At 64.1% G+C, this 26734-nt stretch carries 23 protein-coding genes; 11 read left to right on the top strand and 12 right to left on the bottom strand.

Translation table 11 applies throughout. The features are described 5' to 3' along the window. Nucleotides 1–618 carry a cob(I)yrinic acid a,c-diamide adenosyltransferase gene (gene cobO, locus NKH80_RS21150; protein ID WP_352815825.1) on the top strand — a complete coding sequence of 206 codons (618 nt, stop codon included), beginning with the start codon at nt 1–3 and terminating at the stop codon, nt 616–618. A 295-nt stretch (nt 619–913) separates the two neighbouring features. On the opposite strand, the gene cbiB is transcribed toward cobO, so the two are convergent. Beyond that, entirely contained in the window at nt 914–1885 is a 972-nt protein-coding gene (gene cbiB, locus NKH80_RS21155) for an adenosylcobinamide-phosphate synthase CbiB (protein WP_352993269.1), read from the bottom strand. Here cbiB and cobD point away from each other — a divergent pair. From cobD to NKH80_RS21170, 3 genes are all read left to right on the top strand, one after another. Next, on the top strand, nt 1884–2942 hold the full coding sequence (cobD, locus tag NKH80_RS21160) for a threonine-phosphate decarboxylase CobD (RefSeq protein WP_352993270.1): 1059 nt from the start codon (nt 1884–1886) through the stop codon (nt 2940–2942). The two genes, cbiB and cobD, sit on opposite strands and share 2 nt — an antisense overlap. Beyond that, nucleotides 2939–3442 carry a tyrosine phosphatase family protein gene (locus NKH80_RS21165; RefSeq protein WP_352646973.1) on the top strand — a complete coding sequence of 168 codons (504 nt, stop codon included), beginning with the start codon at nt 2939–2941 and terminating at the stop codon, nt 3440–3442. The genes cobD and NKH80_RS21165 overlap by 4 nt, the downstream gene beginning before the upstream one ends. 77 nt (nt 3443–3519) lie before the next feature. After that, nucleotides 3520–4716, top strand: a complete 1197-nt coding sequence (locus NKH80_RS21170; protein WP_352993272.1) for a serine hydrolase domain-containing protein — start codon at nt 3520–3522, stop codon at nt 4714–4716. Nucleotides 4717–4780: 64 nt separating this feature from the next. On the opposite strand, the gene NKH80_RS21175 is transcribed toward NKH80_RS21170, so the two are convergent. Further along, the gene (locus NKH80_RS21175) at nt 4781–5584 is read right to left on the bottom strand and encodes a creatininase family protein (protein WP_352993274.1); all 804 of its coding nucleotides are present in this window, start codon (nt 5582–5584) and stop codon (nt 4781–4783) included. A 219-nt stretch (nt 5585–5803) separates the two neighbouring features. Then, complete coding sequence (locus NKH80_RS21180; protein WP_352688143.1) at nt 5804–6187, bottom strand: RidA family protein; 384 nt, start codon at nt 6185–6187, stop codon at nt 5804–5806. A gap of 381 nt (nt 6188–6568) precedes the next feature. Between NKH80_RS21180 and NKH80_RS21185 the strand changes: the two genes are divergently transcribed. The 6 genes from NKH80_RS21185 to NKH80_RS21210 all read left to right on the top strand — a co-directional run bounded on the left by NKH80_RS21185 (nt 6569) and on the right by NKH80_RS21210 (nt 12712). Continuing rightward, on the top strand, nt 6569–7573 hold the full coding sequence (locus NKH80_RS21185; protein WP_352805214.1) for an ABC transporter substrate-binding protein: 1005 nt from the start codon (nt 6569–6571) through the stop codon (nt 7571–7573). A gap of 3 nt (nt 7574–7576) precedes the next feature. Continuing rightward, nucleotides 7577–8419, top strand: a complete 843-nt coding sequence (locus tag NKH80_RS21190) for an ABC transporter ATP-binding protein (protein ID WP_352646963.1) — start codon at nt 7577–7579, stop codon at nt 8417–8419. Further along, nucleotides 8406–9257 carry an ABC transporter permease gene (locus NKH80_RS21195; RefSeq protein ID WP_254818144.1) on the top strand — a complete coding sequence of 284 codons (852 nt, stop codon included), beginning with the start codon at nt 8406–8408 and terminating at the stop codon, nt 9255–9257. The genes NKH80_RS21190 and NKH80_RS21195 overlap by 14 nt, the downstream gene beginning before the upstream one ends. A gap of 178 nt (nt 9258–9435) precedes the next feature. Beyond that, nucleotides 9436–10737, top strand: coding sequence for a cytosine deaminase (locus tag NKH80_RS21200; protein ID WP_352993276.1), 1302 nt, complete (start codon nt 9436–9438; stop codon nt 10735–10737). After that, complete coding sequence (locus NKH80_RS21205) at nt 10734–12134, top strand: FAD-binding oxidoreductase (protein WP_502900980.1); 1401 nt, start codon at nt 10734–10736, stop codon at nt 12132–12134. Before NKH80_RS21200 ends, NKH80_RS21205 begins: the two co-directional genes overlap by 4 nt. Further along, nucleotides 12131–12712: an NAD(P)H-dependent oxidoreductase gene (locus NKH80_RS21210; protein ID WP_352993278.1), complete on the top strand. Its 582-nt coding sequence runs from the start codon at nt 12131–12133 to the stop codon at nt 12710–12712. Before NKH80_RS21205 ends, NKH80_RS21210 begins: the two co-directional genes overlap by 4 nt. A gap of 7 nt (nt 12713–12719) precedes the next feature. Here NKH80_RS21210 and NKH80_RS21215 read toward each other — a convergent pair whose 3' ends face one another. The 5 genes from NKH80_RS21215 to NKH80_RS21235 all read right to left on the bottom strand — a co-directional run bounded on the left by NKH80_RS21215 (nt 12720) and on the right by NKH80_RS21235 (nt 20386). After that, a complete protein-coding gene (locus NKH80_RS21215; RefSeq protein ID WP_352993280.1) occupies nt 12720–15194 on the bottom strand; it encodes a GcvT family protein in 2475 nt (824 codons plus the stop codon). Then, a complete protein-coding gene (locus tag NKH80_RS21220; RefSeq protein ID WP_352993282.1) occupies nt 15191–16372 on the bottom strand; it encodes a pyridoxal phosphate-dependent aminotransferase in 1182 nt (393 codons plus the stop codon). Before NKH80_RS21220 ends, NKH80_RS21215 begins: the two co-directional genes overlap by 4 nt. Then, the gene (locus NKH80_RS21225; RefSeq protein ID WP_352993285.1) at nt 16372–17271 is read right to left on the bottom strand and encodes a homocysteine S-methyltransferase family protein; all 900 of its coding nucleotides are present in this window, start codon (nt 17269–17271) and stop codon (nt 16372–16374) included. Before NKH80_RS21225 ends, NKH80_RS21220 begins: the two co-directional genes overlap by 1 nt. After that, complete coding sequence (locus NKH80_RS21230; RefSeq protein WP_352993287.1) at nt 17268–19721, bottom strand: GcvT family protein; 2454 nt, start codon at nt 19719–19721, stop codon at nt 17268–17270. The genes NKH80_RS21225 and NKH80_RS21230 overlap by 4 nt, the downstream gene beginning before the upstream one ends. Nucleotides 19722–19798: 77 nt before the next feature. Next, entirely contained in the window at nt 19799–20386 is a 588-nt protein-coding gene (locus NKH80_RS21235) for a helix-turn-helix domain-containing protein (RefSeq protein ID WP_352805201.1), read from the bottom strand. A 274-nt stretch (nt 20387–20660) separates the two neighbouring features. On the opposite strand from NKH80_RS21235, the gene NKH80_RS21240 reads away from it, so the two are divergent. Then, complete coding sequence (locus NKH80_RS21240) at nt 20661–21359, top strand: nitroreductase (RefSeq protein WP_352993289.1); 699 nt, start codon at nt 20661–20663, stop codon at nt 21357–21359. 21 nt (nt 21360–21380) lie between these two features. Here NKH80_RS21240 and NKH80_RS21245 read toward each other — a convergent pair whose 3' ends face one another. The 4 genes from NKH80_RS21245 to NKH80_RS21260 all read right to left on the bottom strand — a co-directional run bounded on the left by NKH80_RS21245 (nt 21381) and on the right by NKH80_RS21260 (nt 26601). Beyond that, entirely contained in the window at nt 21381–21968 is a 588-nt protein-coding gene (locus NKH80_RS21245; protein WP_352993291.1) for a sarcosine oxidase subunit gamma, read from the bottom strand. Continuing rightward, a complete protein-coding gene (locus NKH80_RS21250; protein WP_352993293.1) occupies nt 21961–24957 on the bottom strand; it encodes a sarcosine oxidase subunit alpha in 2997 nt (998 codons plus the stop codon). The genes NKH80_RS21245 and NKH80_RS21250 overlap by 8 nt, the downstream gene beginning before the upstream one ends. After that, the gene (locus NKH80_RS21255) at nt 24954–25250 is read right to left on the bottom strand and encodes a sarcosine oxidase subunit delta (RefSeq protein WP_023676536.1); all 297 of its coding nucleotides are present in this window, start codon (nt 25248–25250) and stop codon (nt 24954–24956) included. The genes NKH80_RS21250 and NKH80_RS21255 overlap by 4 nt, the downstream gene beginning before the upstream one ends. 91 nt (nt 25251–25341) lie before the next feature. Then, nucleotides 25342–26601, bottom strand: coding sequence for a sarcosine oxidase subunit beta (locus NKH80_RS21260; protein ID WP_352646938.1), 1260 nt, complete (start codon nt 26599–26601; stop codon nt 25342–25344). Nucleotides 26602–26734 lie beyond the last annotated feature (133 nt).

Consider the following 26734-nt stretch of genomic DNA (forward strand, 5'->3'; position numbering starts at 1 on the left):
ATGGCTGATACTATCGATCCCAAGGACGAGGAACGCCACCGCGCCAAGATGGCCAAGCGCAAGGCGGTGCAGGACGCCGAGGTCGCGGCCAAGACGGTCGAGAAGGGGCTGCTGATCGTCAACACCGGACCGGGCAAGGGCAAGACCACGGCCGCCTTTGGGCTGGCGCTCAGGATGCTCGGCTACGGCAAGCGCGTCGGCGTCGTCCAGTTCATCAAGGGCAAGTGGCACACCGGCGAGAAGGACGCGTTTGCTAGTTTTGGCGATCGCGTCGTCTGGCACGCCATGGGCGAGGGCTTTACCTGGGAGACACAGGACCTGAAGCGCGACATCGCGGCGGCCGAGGCTGCCTGGGCGAAAGCGCTGGAGCTGATGGCCGAGCCGTCGATCAGCCTCGTGGTGCTCGACGAGCTGAACATCGCGCTGCGCTACGACTACCTCGATCTCGAAAAGGTGGTCGCGGCGCTGAAGGCGCGTCGCGAAGGCCTGCATGTCGTCGTCACCGGCCGCAACGCCAAACCGGTATTGGTCGAGGCGGCCGATCTGGTCACCGAGATGGGCGTGACCAAGCACCACTTCTCCGCCGGTGTGAAGGCGCAGCAGGGGATCGAGTTCTGAGGGGGTTGCTGGTTTGTCGAGGTCAGCGCTGCCCCTCATCGCCTGCCGGCGACTTCTCCCCGTGAAGGACGGGGAGAAGGAGCTAGCCGCAACGCTGGCGATCTCCCTCTCCCTGTCTTTTCACGGGGAGGTAAGGCTGAGGGCAACGCCGACCTGAACCGATTATTTGAGGCGTTGCCCTATTTTGTTCTTGCTTTGTGCCGGCAGCTATGCTATTAATTTCGCTATGGTCCTAATTGGCTCCAACGACCCGCCGCTTGGCGGGTTTTTTGTTTCCGTCGATCTCGAGCGCAGGTCACGCCAAGATAACAACCACTGCGACCACCCCGAACAGCGCAATCAGCAGCAAGTCGGCGACCCGGTAGAGTTTCAGCGCCCGTCGGATGTCGGTGCTCTCGACATCGTCGCGGCGGCCGCCTTCGCCCATCAACGCGTCTTCGACCATCACGCCGTCATAGGAACGGGGACCGGCGAGCGCCAGGCCGAGCGCGCCGGCCATCGCTGCTTCCGGCCAGCCGGCATTGGGCGAGCGGTGCTTTTTCGCATCGCGCCGCACGGCGTGCCAGGCGGCTTTGGCGTCGGCGCCCTTTACCAGGAAAGCCGCAAGCACGATCAGCAGCGCCGTCAGCCGCGACGCCGGCAGGTTGATCCAGTCGTCGAAGCGCGCAGCCGCCCAGCCGAAGGCTTCGTGGCGCGGCGTGCGGTGGCCGATCATCGAATCGGCGGTGTTTGCGGCCTTGTAGGCGACGCCGCCGGCGAGCCCGCCAATACCGATCCAGAAGGCCGGCGCGACGACGCCGTCGGAGAAATTCTCGGCAAGACTTTCGATCGCTGCGCGGCAGACAGCGGCCCTGTCGAGCTTTTCCGGATCGCGGCCGACGATCCTGGAGACGGCAATGCGGCCCATGTCCAGTCCGCCGCTGTCGAGTGCGTCGGCCACCGCTTCGACATGCTCGGCCAGGCTCTTCTGCGACAGCAGCGACGTCGCCAGGATTGCGGTGATCAACAAGCCGAGGGGAATGGTCCAAAGCATGGCTTCGATCCAGAAGGCGAGGGCGGCCGGCACCAGCACGATCACCAGCAGCGCGACTACGCCCCAGCGGCGACGGTCGGCGTCGGAATCAGTGGCGCGGTTGAGCCTGCGGTCGAGAAAGGATATCAGCCTGCCGAACCAGGTGACGGGATGGCCAATGGCATCGAAGAGCCGGGCCGGGTAGCCGAGTACAAGTTCGATGGCCAGCGACAGGAAAGTGATCAGGATCGACATGAAGTCTCTTGATGGGGTGACGGCGGCAGTGGACCACGGCGGAAGCCTTGGCCGGGCGAGGGCGCTTTTCCCTCACGCGCCGCTGCCTTTCGTCGACCTCTCGACCGGGATCAATCCGCACTCCTACCCGCTTTTCGATTTGCCCGCCACCGCCCTGTCGCGATTGCCGGAACCGGCGCGCAGCCGCGACTTGGCTGAACTCGCGGCAAGCGCCTATGGCGCGCCGTCGGCGGCGAACGTCGCGGCGGCGCCCGGCACGCAGATCCTGTTGCCGCGCGTCGCTTCGCTGGTCAGCCCGGGCAAGGCGCTGGTGCTCGGGCCGACTTATGCCGAGCATCGGCGGGCAGCAGCGATCGCCGGCCACGCGGCGGCTGAAGTCGATGATTTCGAAGCCCTGGCTGCGGCCAACCTTGCGATCGTCGTCAATCCAAACAACCCGGACGGGCGCGTCGTCGAGCGCGAAAGATTGCTTCGACTTGCCGGGACATTACGCGCCAGAGGCGGGCTGCTGGTCGTCGACGAGGCCTTCATGGATGTCGGCCCGCGCAGCGAGAGCCTGGCCGGCGACGTCGACCAGGGCGGCATCGTCGTGCTGCGCTCGTTCGGCAAGTTCTTCGGCCTGGCCGGCCTGCGGCTTGGGTTTGCATTGGCCGACGCGCTGATGGTCGAGCGGCTGGAGGCGCAATTCGGGCCATGGGCGGTTGCCGGGCCGGCGCTCGAATATGGCACAAGGGCGCTTGCCGACACCGGCTGGCAGGCCGGGATGCGGCACCGTCTGGCCGAGGACGCCGCACGGCTCGACACGCTGTTCGGCCGCTTCGGCGTGCCTGTCGCCGGTGGCACCACGCTGTTCCGCTATCTCAGGCTGGCGAACGCTGCCGGCCTGTTTTCGGCGCTTGGCCAGCGCGGCATCCTGCTTCGGCATTTCGCCGGCCGGCCGGATGTGCTGCGCGCCGGCCTGCCGGGAGCCGACGAAGAATGGCGGCGGCTCGAATCGGCGCTTGCCGGCTGGGCCTCGCGGCGCGACGATGATGCCAAGGGAGAAACGACCCAATGATTCATGTCTGCTCGCTGTCCAAAGTCGAGGAAACGGTAACGAAGACCGGCGCCGGGCGGCTGCTTTCGCTGCTCGCCGCCGGAACGGAGGTGGTGCGACCGGCCTCGATCACCAGGGAAAACCATCTGCATCTGGTCATGCACGACATTGCGGTGGCGCAGGAGGGCATGACCATGCCGGGCGAGGAGCACGTTGTGACCCTGCTCGATTTCGCCCGCCAATGGGACCGCTCGCGGCCGCTGGTGGTGCATTGCTATGCCGGCATCAGCCGCTCGACCGCCTCGGCCTATATCATCGCGGCAGCGCTGGCGCCGAAGCGCGACGAGGCCGAGTTGGCCGAGACTCTGCGCAGGCTGTCGCCGACGGCGACACCCAATCCGCGGCTGATCGCGATCGCCGACACGCTGCTCGATCGCAGGGGCCGGATGATCGAAGCGATCCAGGCGATCGGGCGCGGCGCGGATGCTTTCGAAGGCACACCGTTCGAATTGAAAATCTGAACCTTAAAACAAGTTCCAGGGAAAGTGCGCAGGAGTTCTAGGACACGGCCAAGGGGCGAATGATGATCGGGAGAATTTTGGCCATCGTTGTTGGCGTGGTCTGCACGACAGGCAGCGCCGTGGCCGCCTCCATGCCGGCTCTCAAGTCGATCGACCTGGCAGCGCTTCAAGCCACTGTCGAGGGTTTGGCCAAGGAACTTATGCTGCCCGGTGCTATGGTTTTGCTCAAGACTCCGCGGGGCAACCTCGTCTTCGGCTACGGTACGACTGAACTGGGTGCCACGAACCCGCCGCGCGCCGATACCCACTTCCGTGCGGCCTCGAACCCCAAGACGATGACCGCCGCTGTTATCGTGCAACTGGTGCAGGAAGGGAAACTGAGCTTTGCCGATCTGATCTCAAAATACGTCCAGCGCGTTCCCAACGGCGACGAGATAACCATTCGGCAGCTCATAACAATGCGGAGTGGCCTCCCTAACTTCACAAATGCGCCGGAACTTGCCGAAAGCCTGGACAAGTATCCTTACAGGGTATGGACCGCTGATGAAGTCCTCGGCATGGCGTTCAAACGGCCGCCGGACTTCGCGCCGGGTGCCGAATTCGAGTACAACAACACCAACTACTACCTGCTCGGCCTTGTTGCCGAGAAGATCGACGGCAAGCCGCTCTCGACCATCTTCCGGGACCGCCTTTTTGGGCCGCTCGGCATGAAGAACACGGCGTTGCCGCCGAGCACGTCGAACGCCATCCCCGAGCCATACTCAAACGGTTACCTCTACGGCAGTACTTCGTACGCCCTGGCTGATGCGCCCTATCCGGACGACCTCCAGGCTGCGGCCAGGGCCGGAACGCTCAAGCCCAACGACGACACATGGCAGAACCCGTCCGCCTACTTTGCGGCTGGCGGAGTCATCTCCACCGCCGATGACCTCGCGACCTGGATGCGCGCGCTGGTCGGGGGCAAGCTCTTCAATGCCGACTTCCAGCGGCAGTGGCTTGCAAGCCCTGTGGCGCCGGAGCCGGGCGAACCCGCCATGCAAAAATACGGCTATGGCATCCTAACGCTGACCTTCGGGCCTAACGAAATCTTCTATCACGAAGGCGAGATGCCCGGTTACCAGTCCTTCATGGGCTACGATTCGGCCAATGACGTCACCCTGGTCATATGGACCAACCTGACTCTCGCGCTCGACGGCCAGGCGACCGCCAACACCTTGATGGTGAAGATACTGGACGAAATCTACACGGTGTCGCCGCTTCAAGAGGGGAAGTGAGGATCCTCGCGCGCGAATGGAATCGCCCCTCGTGAGCGAGGCCTGAGTTGGTGGGATCAAACACCTACGCCAGCCAATCCGCCAGCTTGGCCTTCCGCATGTCCCTCACCAAGCCGAGGAAGCCGTCGGCCTGATGCTCGGCGGTGAGCCGGCCTTTTTCGGCGGTGGCAATGCTGGCGTCGCCGACCACGCCATTCGGGTTGAGATCGCTGGCGATCCAGGCGAAGGCGTGCGTTCCGGTGTGGCGCAGCAGCGAAAATTCCTTTTCGGCGCGGGCAACCTTGGACACGAAATTGTCGGCCTTGGCCATATCGACGAGGTCGGACCGGAAATGCAGCATCAGCGAGGTCTCGACGTCGCCGCCATGAATGCCGTGGCGGTCTTCGAGATCGGTGTACATACCGGCCGGCCGGCCAAAGCGCTGCCAGCTGGTCTTTACCGCCAGCATCTTTGCCCGCACGCGCAATTCGCGGGTGACGATGCCCATGATCTCTTCATTGCCGCCATGCGAGTTGACGACAATCAGTTTTCGGACGCCGGCGCGCGCGACCGACAGGCCGAGCTCGGTCCATGCCTCGACCAGGGTCGTCGCCGGCAGGGTGATGGTGCCGGGCGCATGCAGGTGCTCGTTCGACTTGCCTACCGCCTGCACCGGCAGGATGCGGATGTCGAGATCGCCGGGCAGGCGGGCGATCACCGTTTCCAGCATACCGTTCATGATCGAGGTGTCGGTCGAAACCGGCAGATGTGGCCCGTGCTGCTCGATCGCTGCCAGCGGCAGAACGGCAATGGTCGCCTCAGGATCGATGGTCGCGTATTCGGTGGTCCGGTAGTCACCCCACCATACACGCTTTCTTGTTCCGGCCATTTTGAACCTCGAAGAGACTGAATGGGCGTTTGCGCTGCCCCTCACCCTTACCTCTCCCCGTGAAGGACGGGGAGAGGGGGATCGCCAGCGTTCCGGCTAGCCTTGTCCCCGTCACTACACGGGGAGAAGCTGCCGGCAGGCGGATGAGGGGCAGCGCCAACCTTTGTCGTGTAACTTGAGATCATCGGCCTGTCGATTCCAGCCGCTGGCCAGCGCTGCTCAACCCGCCGCGATGACCTCGATCTCGACCTTGAATTCCGGCCGGGCAAAACCTGAAACGATCATCAGCGTCGAGGCCGGCGCAGGGCTGGCGAACAGCCGGTCGCGAACCTCCATATAGGGGCGCAGGAAGGCGCGGTCGGTGACGTAGGCGTTTATGCGGACGATGTCGGACAGGCTGAGCCCGGCCTCGCCGAGAATCGCCGATATGTTCTGGAAACAGAGCTCGGCCTGTGCGCCGGCGTCTTCCGGGATCTGGTCGTCCGCGGTGATCGCAACCTGGCCCGAACACAGCACCAGCCGCTTGCCGGGCGGCAGCTCGACGCCGTGGCTGTAGCGGGCGAAGGGCGGCTTGATCGACTTCGGCGTGAGAAATTTGAACATGGCAATCTCCGTTCACGGCAGCCTATCGCATCGGCCCGAAAATCGAGATCGATTTTCGGAAAGCACGATGCGACAGGATACGAAGTTTTAGAGCGTACTTTGTGCGTCCAAGTGGACGCACGTCGCTCTAATGCGGGATCGATGCGGGCATCAAGATGGCGGTGCATGTCACGAGGGCGATTGTGGACAGGCGATCAAAAAATAGGCACGATGCCTTTCGTATAGCATGACCCGTCCGGCCTTCGCGCCGCCATCGCACAGGCGGGCATTGCACAAGCGGGCGGTCCCGGCGCAACGCGCCGGTGGCATGTGTCTTGCTTCTTGAAACAATGGTGTCGAGCCCGCCGCGTAACGCGCCGGAGCGAACAAAGGGTGGTGTGGATGTACGGAAAACTGAAGATTTCGGCCGGCGCGATCGTGCTGCTTGGCGCAGGCACGCTTGCTGCGGCAGCGAACGAAAAAGTCACCTTCGGCACCAATTGGTTGGCCGAGCCGGAGCATGGCGGTTACTACCAGGCGGTGGCGGATGGCACCTATGCGGCCTGCGGCATCGACGTGACGATCATGCAGGGCGGCCCACAGGTCAGCGGCCGGCCGCTGCTGCTGGCCGGCAAGATCGATTTCTACATGGGCGGCAATTTGCTGTCGGCCTTCGATGCCGTGCAGCAAGGCATACCGATGCGCGTCGTCGCCGCCGACTTCCAGAAGGACCCGCAGGTCATCATGTCCCATCCCGGCCAGGGGCTGGACAAATGGGAAGACCTGAAGAACGCCGACCAGTACATCCTCGGCGACGAAGGTGCGCAGACCTTCTTCCAGTGGATGGTCACCGACCTCGGCTTCGATGCCGCCAAGCGCGTGCCATACACCTTCAACCCTGCGCCGTTCATCGCCAACAAGAAGTCGATCCAGCAGGGTTACGTCACCTCGGAGCCATTCGCCGTTCAGAAGCAGGGCGGTTTCACGCCGAACCAGTTCCTGCTGGCCGACTATGGCTGGGACACATATGCAACGACGGTCGAGACCATGCAGGAGACGATCGACAAGCGGCCCGAGGTGGTCCAGTGCTTCGTCGATGGTTCGGCCAAGGGCTGGTACAATTATCTCTACGGCGACAACAAGGCCGCCAACGAAATGATCAAGAAGGAAAATCCGGACATGACGGATGAGCAGATCGCCTTCTCGATCGAGCAGTTGAAGAAGTTCGGCGTGGTCGATTCCGGCGACAGCGAAAAGCTCGGCATCGGCGCCATGACCGACGCGCGCATCCAGAGTTTTTACGACAAGATGGTCAAGGCCAAGGTCGCGCCGGCGGGCATCGACATCAAGAAGGCCTACACGCTTTCCTTCGTCAACAAGAGCGTCGGGCTCGACCTGAAGAAGTAGACCGTGAAGCTGGAGAAGGTGGCGCAACAGCCAGGAAGTGTACCGGGGCCGACGCTGTTGGCCCTGCGTGGCGTCGGCAAGGTTTTTTCCAACGGCGTCACCGCGCTCAGCAATGTCGAGCTGACGATCCGGGAAGGCGATTTCCTCAGCCTGCTCGGGCCGTCCGGCTGCGGCAAATCGACGGCGCTGCGGCTGATTGCCGGCCTGTCGACGCCGACCTCGGGCCTGCTCGACTGGCGCGGCAGCGGCGCCCGCGATCGTTCGAATATCGGCGACCGCTCGAATATCGGCTTCGTCTTCCAGGAGCCGACGCTGCTGCCCTGGGCCGACGTCTTCGACAATGTCTGGCTGCCGCTGCGGCTGAAGGGCGTGTCGCGGGCCAAGGCGGCACCGACGGTGATGGAGATGCTGGCGCGGGTTCACCTGACCGGCTTCGAGAAGGCGGTGCCGCGCGAACTGTCGGGCGGCATGAAGATGCGCGTCTCGATCGCCCGCGCCATGGTGACCAAGCCGCGGATTCTGTTGATGGACGAGCCGTTCGCGGCACTCGACGAGATCACCCGCTTCAAGCTCAACAATGACCTTCTGGAGCTATGGCAGGATGAGCGTTTCACCGTCGTTTTCGTCACCCACAGCGTCTTCGAAAGCGTTTTCCTCTCCAACCGTGTCGTCGTCATGGCGGCGCGGCCGGGCCGAGTGTTCGCCGAGCTTGCCGTCGACGCGCCCTATCCGCGCGACGAGGCGTTTCGCACCTCGCCCGACTATGCCGCGCTCTGCCGCCAGGCATCCGACGTGCTGATCGGCGCCATCAACTCAACTGCCGGACCGCATCATGACGGCCATTGAAGAACCAGTCCTGGCGCTCGACCCGGAGGAGGCGCGCCGCGTCCGCCAGGAGCGCTTCGAGCGCATCGGCAGATGGCTGCTGCCGCTGGCCATCATGATCTTGGCGATCTGGCTGTGGGACCGTGTCTGCGTCTGGAACGACATCCCGAAATACATCCTGCCGCGTCCCGGCGTGGTGCTGCAGACGTTGCATGACGATGCCGGGCTGCTGTTCTCCTCGCTGCTGGTGACACTCAGGATCACCTTCTTGAGCCTGCTTCTCGCCGTCATCGGCGGCGTCGGGCTGGCGGTGCTGTTCGCTCAGTCGAAATGGGTGGAGATGTCGTTCTTTCCGTTCGCCATCGTGCTGCAGGTGACGCCGATCGTCGCGATCTTTCCGCTGATCAACATCTATGTCGACAACCAGACGACAAAGCTTTTGCTTTGCGCCTGGATCGTCGCCTTCTTCCCAATCCTTTCCAACACCACGCTCGGCCTCAATTCGGTCGACCGCAATCTGCGCGACATGTTCAAGCTCAACGGTGCGACCCGTTGGCAGCAATTGCGCTACCTGCGGCTGCCGGCGGCGATGCCTTATTTCCTCGGTGGGCTGAAGATCGCCGGCGGGCTGTCGCTGATCGGCGCGGTGGTGGCCGAGTTCGTCGCCGGCGCCACCGGCCAGTCGTCCGGCCTCGCCTCGCGGATCATCGAGGCCGGCTACCGGCTCAACGCGCCAAGGCTGTTCGCCGCGCTGATCCTGATCTCGCTCACCGGCATCCTGATCTTCCTGGTTCTGTCGCTGGTATCGCATCTCATTTTGCGGCGCTGGCACGAGAGCGCGCTGAGGCAGGAGCGGTAGAAATGTTGGAGGAAGGCACCCCCCTCTGTCCTGCCGGACATCTCCCCCTCAAGGGGGGAGATCGGCTGCATGTTTTGTTTTCGCTAATCTCGGACGCGGCAAAGGAAGCGCCTCGGTTGAAGCTGCCCATCTCTCCCCTTGAGGGGGAGATGTCCGGCAGGACAGAGGGGGGTGGGCCTTGATACCAGCTTCTGGTCCTTATCATCTTGCAAACGTTCGTGTTCATCAGTCGCTGACGCCAAGACTGGCCGCAGCATTCGATGCCGACGGCTTTGCGCTTACGGATATCGCCGTCGCCAACGGAAAAATCTCCGGCATTGCAGCACATCAGCGATCCAATGCACCGGCAGGCGCCATCGACCTAGGCGGCCGGATCGTCTTGCCCTGCTTCGTCGACTGCCACACCCATATCGACAAGGGCCATATCTGGCCTCGAAAGCCCAACCCGGACGGCACCTTCATGGGTGCGCTGAACGCAACGGGCGCCGACCGGGCGGCGCGCTGGAGCGCCGACGACGTTGCCCGCCGCATGGATTTTTCGCTGCGCTCGGCCTATGCGCATGGCACCAGGGCGCTGCGCACGCATCTCGACAGCGTTGCGCCGCAAGAAGAGATCTCCTGGCCGGTGTTCGAGACGATGCGGGATAAATGGCGCGGCCGCATCGAGCTGCAGGCGGCCTGCCTGCTCGGCATCGAGGGCGTGCGCGACAGGAAATGGTTCGAGAGGCTGGCCAAGCGTGTGGCTGCGGCCAACGGCGTGCTCGGCGTCGTCACCTATATGGTGCCGGATCTCGAAGAACTGCTCGACCAGGTATTTGCGCAGGCGATCAAGCACGGCCTCGACCTCGATTTCCATGCCGACGAGACCGACGATATCGCGGCGATCTCGTTGAAGAAAATCGCCGAAGCCGCCCTTTGGAACGGTTTCGAGGGGAACATCCTGGTCGGCCATTGCTGCTCGCTGGCGCGCCAGCCCGATCTCGACGTGCTCGACACGCTAGACAAGGTCGCCAAGGCCGGCCTGGCGGTGGTGTCGCTGCCGATGTGCAATCTCTATCTGCAGGACCGGCGCGGCGACAACACCACGCCGCGCTGGCGCGGGGTGACGTTGCTGCACGAGATGAAGGCGCGCGGCATTGCCGTGGCCGTCGCCTCCGACAATACGCGCGACCCGTTCTACGCCTATGGCGATCTCGACATGCTTGAGGTTTACCGGATGGCGACGCGCATCCTGCATCTCGACCATCCCGTCGCCGACTGGCCGCAAGCGGTGACTTCGACGCCGGCCAAGGTGATGCGGCTCGACGGTTTCGGCACGCTTGCCGCCGGAGCGCCGGCCGATTTCGTCGTCTTCAAGGGGCGGAGCTGGACGGAATTGCTGTCACGGCCCGAATCGGATCGCATCGTTGTACGCGACGGCCTGGCGATCGAGCGCCAGTTGCCCGATTATGCCGAACTCGATGATCTGATGGTGGAATGATGGATATTGCGGCGCTCAAGCGCGACCTGCACGGTTTGAAGATCGACGACCATCCGGCGATCGTCCAGCAGAAGAGCCGCGACTTCTACTGGTACAGCCCGGTGCTGAAGCAGCAGCTCGATCACGTCACCGGCGACCTGATCGTGACGCCGAAAACCGAAGACGAGGTCGTCCGCATTCTCGCCGCCTGTCACCGGCATGGCGTGCCGGTGACGCCGCGCGGCAGCGGTACCGGGAACTACGGCCAAGCGATGCCCTTGTCCGGCGGCGTCGTGCTCAATCTCGCCGAGCTGAACGCGGTCAAGACGATCGCCCCCGGCCGTGTCGTCACCGGCCCCGGCGCCGTGCTCGCCGACATCGACAGAGCGACCCGGGCGCATTCCGGCCAGGAGCTCCGCATGTCGCCGTCGACCTACAACACGGCATCGATCGGCGGCTTCGTCGCCGGCGGCTCCGGCGGTATCGGCTCGATCCGCTGGGGCGGACTGCGCGATCTCGGCAATGTCATCCGGCTGAGGACCGTGACGATGGAGGCTGAGCCGCGTGTCATGGAGCTCACCGGCGAGGACGTGCTGAAGGTGATGCATGCCTACGGCACCAACGGCATCATCACCGAAGTCGAGATGCCGCTGACCGCTAGCTATGACTGGATCGACGTCATCGTCGGCTTCGACGATTTCATGGATGCGGCCGGCTTCGGCAACGACCTCGCCATCCAGGACGGTATATTGGCGAAACTGATCACGCCGATCGCAGCACCGATCCCCTACGATTATTTCAAGCGCCACCAGCGGTTTTTCCGGCGCGGCCAAAGCATCGTCGTCCTGATGATCGCACCGCATGCGATGGATGCCTTCCTCGCCTTCACGGCGCGCAGCAAGGGCGAGATCGTCTTCCGCACCGATAAGGAGGCCGATCTCAAGGGGTTGCCGCCAGCTTATGAGCTGACCTGGAACCACACGACACTGCGTGCCATCCGGGTCGATCCGACGATCACCTACCTGCAGACCCGCTACCCGTCGCCAGACCACCTCGGCCACGTCAAGGCGATGGTCGATCGCTTCGGCGACGAGGTGCCGGCGCATCTCGAATTCATCCGCTTCGACGGCGCCATCGGCATCGCAGGGCTGCCGCTGGTGCGCTTCACCACGGCGGAGCGGCTCGACGAGATCATCCGCATCCACGAGGACAATGGCTGCTGGATATTCAACCCGCACCGCTACACGCTGGAAGAAGGCGGAATGAAGCGCACCGACGAGGTGCAGCTCGCCTTCAAGCGCGAAACCGACCCGCAAGGGCTGCTCAATCCGGGCAAGATGATCGCCTGGGAAAACCCGGACTATGATTATCGCTCGGGCAAGTCGTTCCTGTTCAAGGGGCTGGAGAACGCGGGTTGAACATCCTCGTCCTCTACGCTCATCCGGTGGAGACCAGCTTCAATGCCGGCCTGCACCGGACCATCGTCGAGCGCCTGATGGCGGCCGGCCATGTGGTCGACGACTGTGACCTCTATGCCGAGAATTTCGATCCCAGGCTGACGCGCGCCGAACGGATGTCCTATCACGACGAACGCAGCGACGGCGATCCGGCGTCGCCTTATGTCGAGCGCTTGCTGCGGGCCGAGGCGCTGGTGCTGTCGTTTCCGGTGTGGAACTTCGGCTATCCGGCCATTCTGAAAGGCTTTTTCGATCGCGTCTTCCTGCCCGGCGTGTCGTTCAAGCTGGTCGCCGGCAAGGTGCAGCCGTCACTGCACAATATTCGCAAGGTGGTCGCGGTCACGACCTATGGCGGCAGCCGGTTCCGAGCCATGCTGATGGGTGACCCGCCGCGCAAGCTGGTCAATCGGGTGCTGCGTGCGACGATCAAGCCCGGCGGGTCGGTTTCCTACCTTGCGCATTACTCGATGAACCTGTCGACCGACGGCAGTCGGACGAGGTTCGTGGCGAAAGTCGCGGCCAGGATGGACGCGTTATGAGGATGCGCTACATCCGCACCCGTTCCGCCTTCGGATCGTACATCGGCTTAAGCGACGCCTCCGCCGCAAAGCGCTCGCCGGCGATCTCGATCTCGTAGGACGACGACAGGACATCCGCCTCGCTCTCGCCCTTGCAAGGCACGTAACCAAGCCCGATAGCGCCGCCGAGATGATGGCCGTAATTGCCCGAGGTAATCGGGCCGACAATCTTGCCGTCGCGCAGGATCGCCTCGTTATGGAAGAGCAGCGGCTCGGTGTCGTTCAGGCGAAACTGCACCAGCCGGCGCGACAGGCCGGTTTCTTTCTTCTTCAGCACCGCATCGCGGCCGAGGAAGTCTCCCTTGGCCGTCTTCACGGCAAAGCCGAGGCCGGCCTCCAGCACATTGTCTTCGTCGGTGATGTCGTGGCCGAAATGCCTGAAGGCCTTTTCGATGCGGCAGGAATCCAGTGTGTGCAGGCCGCATAGCTTCAGGCCGGCGTCAGTGCCGGCTTCTTCTATCGCCTCGAAGACGTGGGCGGCCTGATCGGTCGAGACATAAAGCTCCCAGCCGAGCTCGCCGACATAGGTGACGCGGTGGGCGCGGGCCAGCCCCATGCCGATTTCGATCTCCTGAAACGTCCCGAACGGGTTGTTTTCGTTTGAGAAATCGTCGGGGCTCACCCTTTGAATCAGCTTTCTCGCATCCGGGCCCATCAGGCAGAGCACGGCTTCGGCAGCGGTCACATCGGTGATGACGACGAACTCGTCGGCAAGGTGTTTTCGCAGCCAGGCCAAATCGCGCTGCAGCGTCGCACCGGGCACGACGAGGAAGAAGGCTGTTTCAGACAGCCGCGAGACGGTGAGGTCGCTCTCGATGCCACCGCGCTGGTTGAGCATCTGGGTATAGACGATCTTGCCCGGCGCCACATCCATGTCGTTGGCGCAGAGCCTTTGCAGGAAGGCGCAGGCGTCGCGGCCTTCGACGCGGATCTTGCCGAACGAGGTCATGTCGAACAGGCCGACGCCGTTCCTGACCGCCAGATGCTCCTCACGCTGGTTGTCGAACCAGTTCTGCCGTTTCCAGGAATAGCGGTATTCGCGCTCCTGGCCGGGCCTAGCGAACCAGTTGGCGCGCTCCCAGCCGGCGACCTCGCCGAACACCGCACCGCGCGCCTTCAGATGCTCATGCAGCGGCGAGCGCCTTATGTTCCGCGAAGTCGCCATCTGCCGGTAGGGGAAATGATCGGCGTAGAGCAGGCCGAGCGTTTCGGAGACGCGCTCCTTGAGATACCGGCGGTTCTTCTGGAACGGCTGGGCGCGGCGGATGTCGACCTCCCAGAGATCGAAAGGCGCCTCGCCGTCATTGATCCATTGCGCCAGCGCCATGCCGGCGCCACCGGAGGAGACGATGCCGATCGAATTGTAGCCGGTCGCCATCCAGTAGCCGGAAAGCTCCGGCGCCTCGCCGAGATAGTAGCGATCGTCGGGCGTGAAGCTTTCGGGGCCGTTGAAGAAGGTGTGGATGCCGGCGGTGGCCAGCATCGGCATGCGGTTGACGCCCATTTCGAGGATCGGCTCGAAGTGATCCATGTCCGCGGGCAACTGGTCGAAGCAGAAATCCTCGCTTATGCCGTTCATGCCCCACGGCTTGGCTACGGGTTCGAAAGCGCCGAGCATCATCTTGCCGGCATCTTCCTTGTAGTAGGCGCACTCGTCCGGGACGCGCAGCACCGGCAGGCGGGAAAGCCCGGCAATCGGCTCGGTGACGAGATAGAAATGCTCGCAGGCGTGCAGCGGGATGGTGACGCCGTTCTGGGCGCCAAGCTCGCGTGCCCACATGCCGGCGCAGTTGACGACGATGTCGGTATCGATCGTGCCTTGCTCGTCGCCCTGCGCCCAGGACACCCCGGTGACGCGGCCGGCCCTGGTACGGACCTTGGTGACCTTCACATTCTCGACGATCGTCGCACCACGCTGGCGCGCGCCCTTGGCCAAGGCCATGGCGATGTTGGCGGGGTCGCACTGGCCGTCGAGCGGCAGATGCACGGCGCCGACCACATCGGATACATTGAGATGCGGGTACATCTGCTTGACTTCACCTGGCGAAATCTCGCGCACGTCGACATCGAAGGCGCGGGCGAGAGACGCCTGCCGATAGATCTCGTGCTTGCGCTCCTCGGTCAGCGCCACCGTGATCGAGCCGACCTGGCGCATGCCGGTGCCGACATCGGTCTCGGCCTCGAGCTTGACGTAGAGGTCGGCCGAATATTTCGCCAGCCGCGTCATGTTCTGCGAGCCGCGCAATTGGCCGATCAGGCCGGCAGCGTGCCATGTCGTGCCTGACGTCAGCTGCTTGCGCTCGAGCAGCACGATATCGGTCCAGCCGAGTTTGGCCAGATGATAGGCGACCGAGCAACCGGAGACGCCGCCGCCGATGATGACCGCCCTTGCTTTGGGAGGAATGGCCTTGGTCGGAATGGTTTTGGTGGGCGGGGCGCTCATGCGGCCTCACGGCGATAGCTGGATGCGAAGCGGCGCAGGCGTGTGGCAGCCTCCATCAGCACCGGCTCAGGCTGGCAGAGGCTGAAGCGGATGTGGCCTGCTGCGGCCGCGCCGAAGCTCGAACCGGGCATGACGCCGACCTTCTCCTGGTCGAGGAAAGCCCAGGTGAATTTTTCGTCGTCCGGCTCGATCGCCGATATGTCGAGCATCACATACATGCCGCCTTCGGAGCCGCGCACGGTGACGTTGTTCATACCGCGCATGGCATCGAGAACGACGGCGCGCCTCGCGGCATAGCGCTCGGCGATCTCCTCGACGCCGTAGCCGTTTTCGAGCGCCTCGGCGCCGGCGAGGCTGATGAAGGCCGGCAGGCCGTAGGTCATCACCAGATTGAGGTCGGTCAGCAGCGAGATCATCTCCTCGGGCCCGGTCAGCCAGCCCATGCGCCAGCCGGTCATGCCGTGGCTCTTGGACATCGAATTGATGACCAGCGTGCGTTCCGCCATGCCAGGCAGCGAGCGTGGTGAGACGTGCTCGCCGCCGCCCAGCGTCCAGTAGACCTCGTCCGACAGCAGCCAGAGGTCATGCTCGCGGCAGATCTGCGCCAGCTCTTCCAGGCGCTCGCGCGAATAGACGGCGCCCGTGGGATTGTTCGGCGTGTTGATCAGGATGGCGCGGGTGTTCGGCCGAAGGGCGGCGCGGATGTCGGCGGCGCGCGGCTGAAAGCTGTCTTCGGCGGGGGTCTCGACGACGCTGAACTCGGCGCCCGCCGCACTGAAGGTATTCGGATAGGTGGCGTAATAGGGCGCAACGACGATGGCATGGTCGCCCTGGTCGAGAACCGCTTGAATGGCCGCGTAAAGCGCGGCCTGCCCGCCCGGCGTGGCGATGACCTGGTCGGGGCTGGTCGCAACCCCGGTGCACCGCGTCGACGCCGCCGCCATCGCCTTGCGCAGGCGAGGAACGCCGGCCAGCGGCGTGTAGTGGTGATTGCTGGCGCGGACGGCCGTCACACAGGCTTCGATCGTCTCGCCCGGCGTGTCGAAATCATGGTCGCCGACCGACAGCATGATGATGTCCTCGCCAGCCTGCTTGCGCGCCCAGGCAGCGGAATGAACCTCCCAGCCATCCTTGCCCGAAGGCACGATGCCGGAAATGCGCGATGATGGTCTGGGCATTATGCTACTCCCGACATTTCGTAGCCGGCTTGTTCGAGCCGGTCGCGCAGCGCGGCGATGTGGGCAGGTCCGACTTCGCAGCAGCCGCCGACGATGCCGGCGCCAGCCTCGACCCAGCCGATCGCCTGGCCGGCATAGGCATCCGGATCGAGGTCGTGGCGGGCGTGCAGCACTTCCACGGTGCCGCCATGCTTGAGTGCCTCGACCGAGGTGAAGCCGTTGGCATAGGCGCCGACCGGCCCGCCGAGGGCGATCAGTTCGGGGAGCGCTGCAGCGATCGCCTCGGGCCGGCAGCAATTGATCAGCCGGGCCGTGACGGGCAGGCCGTCGAGAGCGCTTGCCGCCGCCGCAATGGCTTCGCCGCTGTGCAGGCGCGGTGCGCCGTGGTCGGCGAGCGTCCACGACACCCATACAGGCTTGCCGCTTTCCGATGCCGCGGTGACGGCGGCGCGCGCCTCTTCGGCCGACGCCATGGTTTCGCACAGAAACAGATCGACGCCGTCCGCCTGCTCGGCAACGATACGGCGATAGACGTCGAGCGTATCCTGGAAGGATATCGTCAGCGCTGGCGCATAGCTGCCGAACAGCGGCGACAGGCAGCCGGCGATCGCCGCGTCGCCGGCTTGGTCGCGCGCTTGCCTTGCCAGTTCGATGCCGCGCTTCTGCAGCGGCTTGAACAGCTCTTCCGCGCCTTCGCGCGCCAGCCGCTCCGGCGTTGCGGAATAAGTGTTGATGGTTATGACGCGGGCGCCGGCGCGGATAAATTCGGCATGCAGGTCGCGCACCAGATCCGGTTCGTCGATGAGCACCCTGGCCGACCACAGCGGCGTCGGCTCGGAGCTGCTGCGGCGGACCAGCTCTTGGCCCATGCCGCCATCGGTGAGGATCACTTTCTTCATGCTCTGAGCCTCTCGTTCTTTGGATCCCATAACGGCTCATCCTCCTGCACGACCGCCCGAAAACGTTCGCCGAAGATCTCGACCTCGACCGCCGTTCCCGGCTCGGTCAGGTCGGCGCGCAGCATGCCGAGCGCGATCGACTTGTCGATACGATGACCCCAGCCGCCGGACGTCGTCTCGCCGACGATCCGGCCGTCATGCCACAGCGTCGACATATAAGGCGCATCGCAGTCGCCGGGGTTTTCGACGACAAGCGTGACGAAGCGCTTCTTGACGCCCTGCTGCTTCTCGTTCTGCAGCGCCGCCTTGCCGCGGAAGTCGGGCTTGTCCCATCTGACGAAGCGCTCCAGGCCGCCCTGCAGGATCGAATAGTCGGTCGACAGGTCGCCCTTCCAGGTGCGGTAACCTTTTTCGAGCCGGAGCGAATCCAGCGCGTACATGCCGAACGGTTTCAGGCCCTGCTTCTGGCCAGCTGCCCAGACGGTGTCGAAGATCGCTGCGGTATCATCGATCTTGCTGTGGATTTCCCAGCCGAGCTCGCCCGCGAAGGACACGCGCACTAGCTTTGCCCAACGTCCGGCGATACTGGTCTCCTGATGCGTCAGCCAGGGCAGGGTGAGGTCGGCCGCGCAGAGTTCGGCCAGGATTTTTCGCGAGTTGGGGCCGGCGAGGATCTGGGTAGAGTATTCCTCCGTCCGGTCGGTCAGCTTGAATGCGGCGTCCTTCGGGATGCGCGACTTCAGCCATTCGAAATCATGCCACTGCGCCACCGCGGCGGTGATCAGCGTCATCAGGTTCTCGTCGTGGCGGACCACCGACATTTCGGTGACGATGCGGCCCTTGTCGTCGGCAAAATAGACGAGGCCGATGCGGCCGGGTTTCGGCACCAGGCCCGTGACCTGGAGGCTCAGCCATTCGGCGGCACCTGGACCATCGAGATTGAAACGGGAAAAGCCCGGCAGGTCCAGAATGCCGGCGGCATCGCGGACGGCGAGGCATTCTTGGCGCACACGATGCTGCCACGGCCCGTCGCGGCGGAAAGTCAGCGTGGCTTCTTCGGAGACGTCGTCACCGGGCTGCGCATACCAGGTGGCGCGTTCCCAGCCATTATAGGCATCGAACTGGGCGCCGAGTGCCTTGATGCGGCCGTGGAGCGGCGACAGCTTGCGGTCGCGCCCGGCGGGCCAGGCATGGCGCGGGAACTGGATGGCATATTCGTTGCCGTAGATTTCCATGCCCTTGGCAATGCAATAATCCGGAGCCGAGGCGAAGGCGGTGAAACGGCGCGGATCGCAGGACCACATATCCCATTCGGTCTGGCTGTCGGTCACCCATTCGGCCAGCACCTTGCCGGCGCCGCCGCCCTGGGCGATGCCGAAGGTGAAGACGCAGGCCTCGAAGGCGTTGGGCACGCCGGGCATCGGCCCGATCAGCGGGTTGCCGTCCGGCGCGTAGGGGATCGGCCCGTTGATGACCTTGGATAGGCCGGCGGTGCCGAGGATCGGCACGCGGGCGACAGCATCGGCCAGGTAATGTTCCAGCCGATCGAGATCGTCGGGAAACAGCTGGAACGAAAAGTCGTCGGGCATCGGGTCGTTGTGGCCGACCCAGTGGGCGCGGCAATTGCGCTCATAAGGGCCGAGATTCATGCCGTTCTTTTCCTGGCGCAGATAATAGGACGTATCGACGTCGCGCAGCAGCGGCAGCTTCTTGCCCTGTTCCTTCGACCACGCCGCCAGTTCGGGGATTTCCTCGAACAGGATATATTGATGGCTCATCACCATCATCGGCACCTCGCGGCCGAACATCCTGCCGATCTCGGCGGCTCGGTATCCGGCGGCGTTGACGACGATCTCGGAGCGGATCTCGCCTTGCGCCGTCTCGACCACCCACTCGTCGTTTTCTCGGCGCACGCCGGTGACCGGGCAGAAACGGATGATCTTCGCGCCCATGTCGCGGGCACCTTTAGCCAGCGCCTGGGTCAATTGCGCCGGGTCGATATCGCCGTCATTCGGATCGTAGAGCGCGCCTTTCAGCTCATGCGTCTCGATGAAGGGGTAACGACGCTTGATCTCGTCGAGCCCGACGACATCGATGTCCATGCCCTGGTAGCGGCCCATGCCCTTGGCGCGCTGGAATTCCTGCATGCGCTCCGCGCTATGGGCTAGCCTGAGCGAGCCGGTGACGTGGTAGTTCATGGGATAGCCGACCTCGTCGGCCAGCCGGCGATAGAGTTCGGTCGAATATCGCTGCATGTTCATCAGCGACCATGACGAGGAGAAAGTCGGCACGTTGCCGGCGGCATGCCAGGTCGAGCCGGAAGTCAGCTCGTTCTTCTCCAGAAGCACGCAGTCGATCCAGCCCGCTTTGGCGAGATGATAGAGCGAGGAGGCGCCGACGACACCGCCTCCGATGATCACAACGCGTGCCGTGGTCGGCAAACCGGCCATGTTCTTCTCCGACTATTTGTTTTGATGCATGTCGTTGTCCCAAAACCGCCACGCACTTTTGGGCGACATGCATTCGTTCAATAGACAGGCGGCGAAACCACCCAGATGACGACAGCCGGCTCGGCTCCAGGATTGCGCCAGCGGAATGGCTTGCCGTCAAAGCGGAAGGAGTCGCCTTCGCCAAGCCGGTGCCAGACGCCAGCAATTTCGATGTCGAAGCTGCCGGAAGCGACGTAGCCGGCTTCCTCGGTCGGCCGGCGCGCCTCGGTCTTCAGCTCGGCACCCGGGGCGAAGGCCGAACGCAGCATCTCGAAGCTACCGCCGAGATCGGGCGACAGCAGCTCCTCCACCAGGCCAGAATCGCTTGTGCCAAGCACGCGTCGGCTGCCGGCGCGCACGACCACGCCGCGCTCGGTCTCGACAGGCACGTCATGGCTGAAGAACAGGCTGACCGGCACGCCGAACAATTCCGCGAAGGCTCTGAGGTCGCCGAGCGACGGGATCGACAGGCCGCGCTCGACCTGGCTGACCCAGCCGACGGAGCGGCCGAGCTTGAGGCCGGTCTCGGCAAGCGTCAGTCCGCGCGCCTTGCGCAACGCGCGGATGTCGCCGGCCAGCAGCCGTTCGCTGCTGTCTTGTTCCGATCTGGCCGCGGTTGAGGGCAAAGCTGTCCCTGTTTCGGTGAAAAATTCCCAGCAAATTTCATGTGAAGGCACGTTTGTGAAAAAATCAAGAGGATTTTCATGCGCCCACAAGATTTACTTGCGCCATTTTGACGGTTCGGGCAAAGGCTCGGCGCACGCGGCGAGTGGGGCGTCCGGTCGAGGCGGATAGGCTTATCGGGCGTTCAAAAAGACGCGCAAGGATGCTCCATCACTTCTAGTCGGCGCATGATCCTTCCGGAGAATCGGGTTCGGGATCATACGCAAAGGGACGGCCATGCTGGAAAACAACTCCCGGATTGCGGCGGCGATCGTCGATGAGGCGATCACCTCGCGCCGATCGGTACGCGCCTTCTTGCCCGATATGATCGACGACGACACCATCCGCGATATTCTCGCCGTTGCCGCGCGCGCGCCCTCAGGCACCAACATGCAGCCCTGGAAGGTCTATGTGACCAAGGGGGAGGTCAAGCAGCGCATCACCGATGCCATCCTCAGCTCGGGCATCCGCGCCGAAAAGGCGGAGTGGGACGAATATCGCTACTATCCCGACCAGTTCTTCGAACCCTATCTGACGCGGCGGCGGGCCAACGGCTTCGGTCTCTACGGCGTGCTCGGCATCGGCCGGCGCGAGGTCGACAGGATGCGCGCGCAGCACGACCGCAACTTCATCTTCTTCGATGCGCCGGTCGGCATGATCTTCACCGTCGACCGGCGGCTGAACAAGGGGTCGTGGATCGACTACGGCATGTTCCTGCAAAACATCATGGTCGCGGCGCGGGGCAGGGGCCTGCACACCTGTCCGCAAGCTGCCTTCGCGCCCTATCACCGGCAGATCAGGCCGGTGCTCAACATTCCCGACGAGGAGATCGTCGTTTGCGGCATGGCGCTCGGCCATGAGGACACGTCCAAGCCCGAAAACGCATTCCGCACCGACCGCGCGCCGCTGGAAGAGTGGGTGACGTTCGCCAGCTAACGTGGCGACGCGCCGCCTGAGTTATTGCACGTCGTAGCCGACTTCCTCGCTGGCGTGGCAGAGTGCCTTCCAGAACGAGCGTGCGAACGAGCGGAACACGTAGATGTCGAACTGATCGGCCGCGGTGCGCTGGATCTGCGCGAAGACGTCGTGATGCATGGTCGAGCGGCCGGCGCCGATCGGGAAGGCCGGCAGCGCGAAGTCGATGGCGAAGAATTTCGCCAGCACCCACTCGGCCTTCGGCCCGGCGATACGGATCGCGGTGCGGCCGTGCGAAAGGTCGGTGACCGTACCGATGGCCGGAGTGACGACATCGGCAAAGGCCGTCGCCAATCCCTCGGCTTCATCGACAACCGTAAATTTTCCCGGCGCAAAGCCGAACACCGACCTGGCGCCGTTCGTCACACCGCCGCCGGCGCCGTCGGGCAAAGTCAGGCCGGTGACCGTATGGATGCCGGCCATCAACGTCTTCTCCTCGCCGGGCCAGGCGGCGAGCTGCAGAATCGACCCCGGCCTGGTTTCGGAGAGGATGATTTCGACGCCGTGCTCGAAATTGCCATGCGAGCCCGGATGCAGCACCGGCTCAAGCGGCGACTGGCGTTCAACCATGCATGCGGCTCCCGTCCGGATCGAAGAAATGGTTGGAGACGATCTCGACCGGCCCGAACCGGTTGCGCAACGGGTCGGAAACGTAGGCACGCGAGCCGCGCCGCGCCTTGCCGCCCTTGACCAGGGCAAGCGCGATATATTTGCCGAGCGCCGGCGAATAGCAGCAGGCGGTGATGTGGCCAAGCGAGCCGTGGGGATTGGCTTCGTCAAGCTCCTCGACGATGTGTGCGCCCCCATTGAGCGGCTGGTTGTCGAGCGAAACAATACCGACGAGTTCCAGGCGGTCGGGTGCGATCAGCCCCTCGCGATCCATCATCGCCGAGCCGATGAACGGCTTCTTCTTCGACAGCATCCAGTCGAGATGCAGGTCGCGTGCCGTGGTACGGCCGTCGATCTCGGCACCGGTGACGTGGCCTTTCTCGATGCGCATGGTGCCCAGCGCCTCCAGCCCGTAGGTCACCAGCCCGAACGGCTTGCCGGCTTCGATGAGCGCCTCCCAGACATGGGTGCCGTAACCGGCGCCGGAATAGACCTCGAAGGCCATTTCGCCGGAGAAGGACAGCCGGCAGATCATCACCGGCACGCCGGCGATTTCGCCGTGGACGATGCCCATGAAGGGCAGGGCGGCATTGTCGACGGCGGTGCCGCTGACGCAAGCAGCCAATATCTGCCTTGCCTTCGGCCCGCCGATGGCGGCACCGGCCCATTGATCGGTCACGGAGGTGACGTGGACCTTCAGCTCCGGCCAGATCACGTCGAGGAAATACTCCAGATGCTGCATCACCTTGCCGGCATTGGCGGTCGTGGTGGTCATCAGGAAATCCTGCTCGCCGAGCCGCCATGTTGTGCCGTCGTCGAAGGCGAGACCGTCCTCGCGCAGCATCAGCCCGTAGCGCGCCTTGCCCACGGCCAGCGTCGAAAATATGTTGGTGTAGACGCGGTCAAGGAATTCCGCAGCGTCAGGGCCTTGCACGGCGATCTTGCCCAGTGTCGAGACGTCGACGATGCCGGCGCTCTCGCGCGTGGCTCTCGCTTCGCGCACATAGGCCTGCTCGATCGTCTCGCCGGGATGGCCGTAGATCATCGGCCGGTACCAGAGGCCGGCCGAATACATGGTGGCGCCGTTGGCGACGTGCCAGTCATGCATCGGCGTCAGCCGCTCGGGCTTCAGATCGCCGAAGCGTTCGGCGGCAAGCGAGCCGATCGATACCGCCGCAAAGGGCGGGCGAAAGCGCGTCGTGCCGACCTGCGGGATCGGCTTGCCCAGCGCCTCGGCCATTATGGCCAGGCCTGGTATGTTGGAACTCTTGCCCTGGTCGGTCGCCATGCCGAGCGTGGTGTAGCGCTTCAGATGCTCGACCGAGACGAAGCCTTCCCGATGCGCCAGCCGCACGTCGTCGGCCGTCACATCATGCTGGAAATCGACGAAGCTCTTTCCACTGGCCCTGATCTCGAACACCGGCGCCGGATCGGGATCGCCGAGAGCGGCTTCGACAACCGGCAAGGCCGCCGGCGTGCCGGTTCCGCCCGTCGCGGAAAAACCGGCGGCGCGGCCTTCGGCGATCGCCTCGGCGGTGGAGAAACTGCCGGTGAAGGCGCCGGCGCCGATCCATTGCCGTGTTGTAGGTTTCGGCGGCAGGAACGCTTGCAACGTTTCGTTCCATTCCGCCTTGGCGCCGGCCTGGCTGGCCAGATGGATGGTCGGCGACCAGCCGCCCGACATCAGCAGGCAATCGGCGTGGATGCTGCGCGCATCGCCGGAAAGCGCGCCCCTCGCCATATCGAAGCGCTGCACCTTGAAGCCGGACAGCGCCTTGCCGCCCTCGGTGGCGATCACCGCGTGGCCAGAAAAGATCTCGGCCTCGGTTTCGCCGGCCAGCTTGCGCATCTCGCTCGAAAGCTCAGGGCGTACGTCGACGATGGCGACGACCACGGCGCCGGCCTTCTTCAGCGCCAGGGCCGCGCGATAGGCGCTGTCATTGTTGGTGAACAGCCCGATCCTGTCGCCGGGCAGCACGCCATATTCATTGGCAAAACGTTCGGCCGCATGCGCCAGCATCACGCCTGGTCGATCATTGCCCGGAAAGACCAGCGGACGCTCCAGGGAGCCGGTGGCCAGCACCACCGACTTGGCGCGGATTGTCCAGTAGCGATGGCGGGGTTCGCCCTTGCCCGGCGTTTCCTTGTGGTCGGTGACGCGTTCGAGCGCAGCAAGCGTGTTGCCGTCATAATAGCCCCAGACCGTGGTGCGCGGCAGCAGGCGGACATTGTCACGGCCTTCGAGCTGGCCAGCGGCGCGCCCCGCCCAGTCGGCGGCCGGCATGCCATCGATCGTCTCGCCCGACCAATTGGCCGAGCCGCCGAAATGCGGCTCGAGCTCGGCCAGGATGACGCGTGCACCCTGATCGGAAGCAGCCCTGGCGGCCATCAGCCCGGCCGGGCCGGAGCCGACTACCAACACATCGCAAAACGCATTCATGCGTTCGTAGCGCGCCGTATCGGGAGCCGTGCCTGCCTTGCCCAGGCCGGCGGCACGGCGGATGAAATGCTCACAGAACATCCAGAAGCGCGTGCCCTTCAGCGGACCGATCACCGGTCCCATGAAGGTCTTGTAGTAGAAGCCGGCCGACAAAAGCTTGCCGCCGAGCTGGTTCACGGCACTGACGTCCCAGGCAAGTGAGGGGAAACGGTTCTGGCTGATTGCAGTCAGCCCGTCATAGATCTCGACCATGGTGGCGGGAATGTTCGGCTCGCGAACCTCGCCCCTCAACACGGTGACCAGCGCGTTAGGCTCCTCGACGCCGGCGGTCAGCACGCCGCGGGGACGGTGATATTTGAACGAACGCCCGAACAGGGTGACGCCGTTGGCCAGCAGCGCCGAAGCCAGCGTGTCGCCGGCGTGGCCGGTATAGGGCGCGCCGTCGAAGGTGAAACGAATGGTCCGCAGCCGGTCTATGAGGCCGCCGGCCTCGGTACGGCGCGGGCTCATGGCTTGTCCTCGGCCCGGTGCCGCGCAACCGAATTGTGATCGCCGCGCGCGAACGCGGTGCTGGAGATCTCGTGCGTCAGCGTGTTGCGCACGACCCTGAGATGGGCGCGGCAGCCGCCGGAATGCTGCCAGATCTCATTGTGGTCACCGGCCGGGTTCAGCCGGTCGTAGACATAAGCGTTCCAGGCGTCGAGATTCTGCGAGGCCGGCTGTGGGCGCTGGCGATTGCCGTCGCCCTGATAGGTGAATTCGATCACGTCGCGCGGGCCGCAATAGGGGCAGGTGATGAGCATGGATCTCTTAAACTTCTCGTTTGACCATGATCTTGTCCGAAAACCGGTTTCCACTTTTCGCTGACGCGGACCTGAGGTTCGGGATCATGGCCTAATGCAGCCGGGGCGTGGCGCCCTGGCCCTTGTCGTCGATCACCAGGCCACGATAGAAGCGGTCGAGCGTGAAGGCCGCGTTGAGATCGTGCGGCTCGTCCTTGGCAATGGTCCAGGCAAAGCACCAGCCGGAAGCCGGCGTCGCCTTGAAGCCGCCATAGCACCAGCCGCAGTTGAGATACATGCCCGGCAGCGGACCGGTGGTGATGATTGGCGAACCGTCCATAGACATGTCGCAGACGCCGCCCCATGAGCGCAGCATGCGGACACGGGCCAGCCCAGGGAACAGCGCCAGCATCTCGCTCATCACCTCATCGACGATCGGCAGGCTGCCGCGTTGGGCGTAGCTGTTGTAGCCGTCGAGATCGCCGCCATAGACAAGGCCGCCCTTATCCGATTGCGACATATAAAAATGGCCCATGCCGAAGGTCAGGACCGTATCGATGAACGGCTTTAGCGATTCCGTGACGAAGGCCTGCAGCACGTGGCTCTCGATCGGCATCGTCTCGATCCCGGCGAGCCGCATGACTTGCCCGGTGCTGCCGGCCACTGCGACGGCTACCTTCTTGGCGCGGATTTCGCCGCGCGTCGTCGTGACGCCGGTGATACGGTCGCCGTCGCGCAGGAAGCCGGTGACCTCGCAGTTTTCGATGATGTCGACGCCGCGGCGATCTGCACCGCGCGCATAGCCCCAGGCGACGGCATCGTGGCGGGCGGTGCCGGCGCGCCGCTGCATCAGGCCGCCGACAATCGGGAAGCGCGCGGTGGCCGAGACGTCCAGTGCCGGTACCAGGCGGGCGATCTCCGCCGTAGTCATTAGTTCGGCGTCGACGCCGAGATGGCGCATGGCGTTGCCGCGCCGGGCATAGTCGTCGAGCTGGGCGGGTGTGTGGGCGAGGTTCAGGCAGCCGCGCTGCGAGAACATGACGTTATAGTTCAGGTCGTGGGCCAGGTTCTCCCACAGCTTCATCGAATGCTCGTAAAAGCGCGTGTTGGCCGGCAGGAGATAATTGGAACGGACCGCCGTGGTGTTGCGGCCGACATTGCCGGAGCCGAGCCAGCCCTTCTCCAGCACCGCGACATTGGTGATGCCGTGCTCCTTGGCTAGGTAGTAAGCGGTCGACAGGCCATGGCCGCCGCCGCCGATGACGATCACGTCGTAGGACGCCTTCGGGTCGGGCTTGCGCCAGGCCGGCCTCCAATCCTTGTTTCCGGTCAGCGCGTTTTTGAGAAGCGAAAAGGCCGAATATTCCGCCATTCTTATTGTCATCCATTTCAGGCTTGGCGGCAGACTATAGAGCAGGTGGCCAACGCAAAGCCAAGATTGCGCCATCGCTTTTCGACTCCCCGACTTCGATTGACCGACTCCGATTGGCCGAGTTCGATTGGCC

This window comes from Mesorhizobium sp. M0904 (genome assembly GCF_040319475.1).
Lineage (GTDB): Bacteria > Pseudomonadota > Alphaproteobacteria > Rhizobiales > Rhizobiaceae > Mesorhizobium.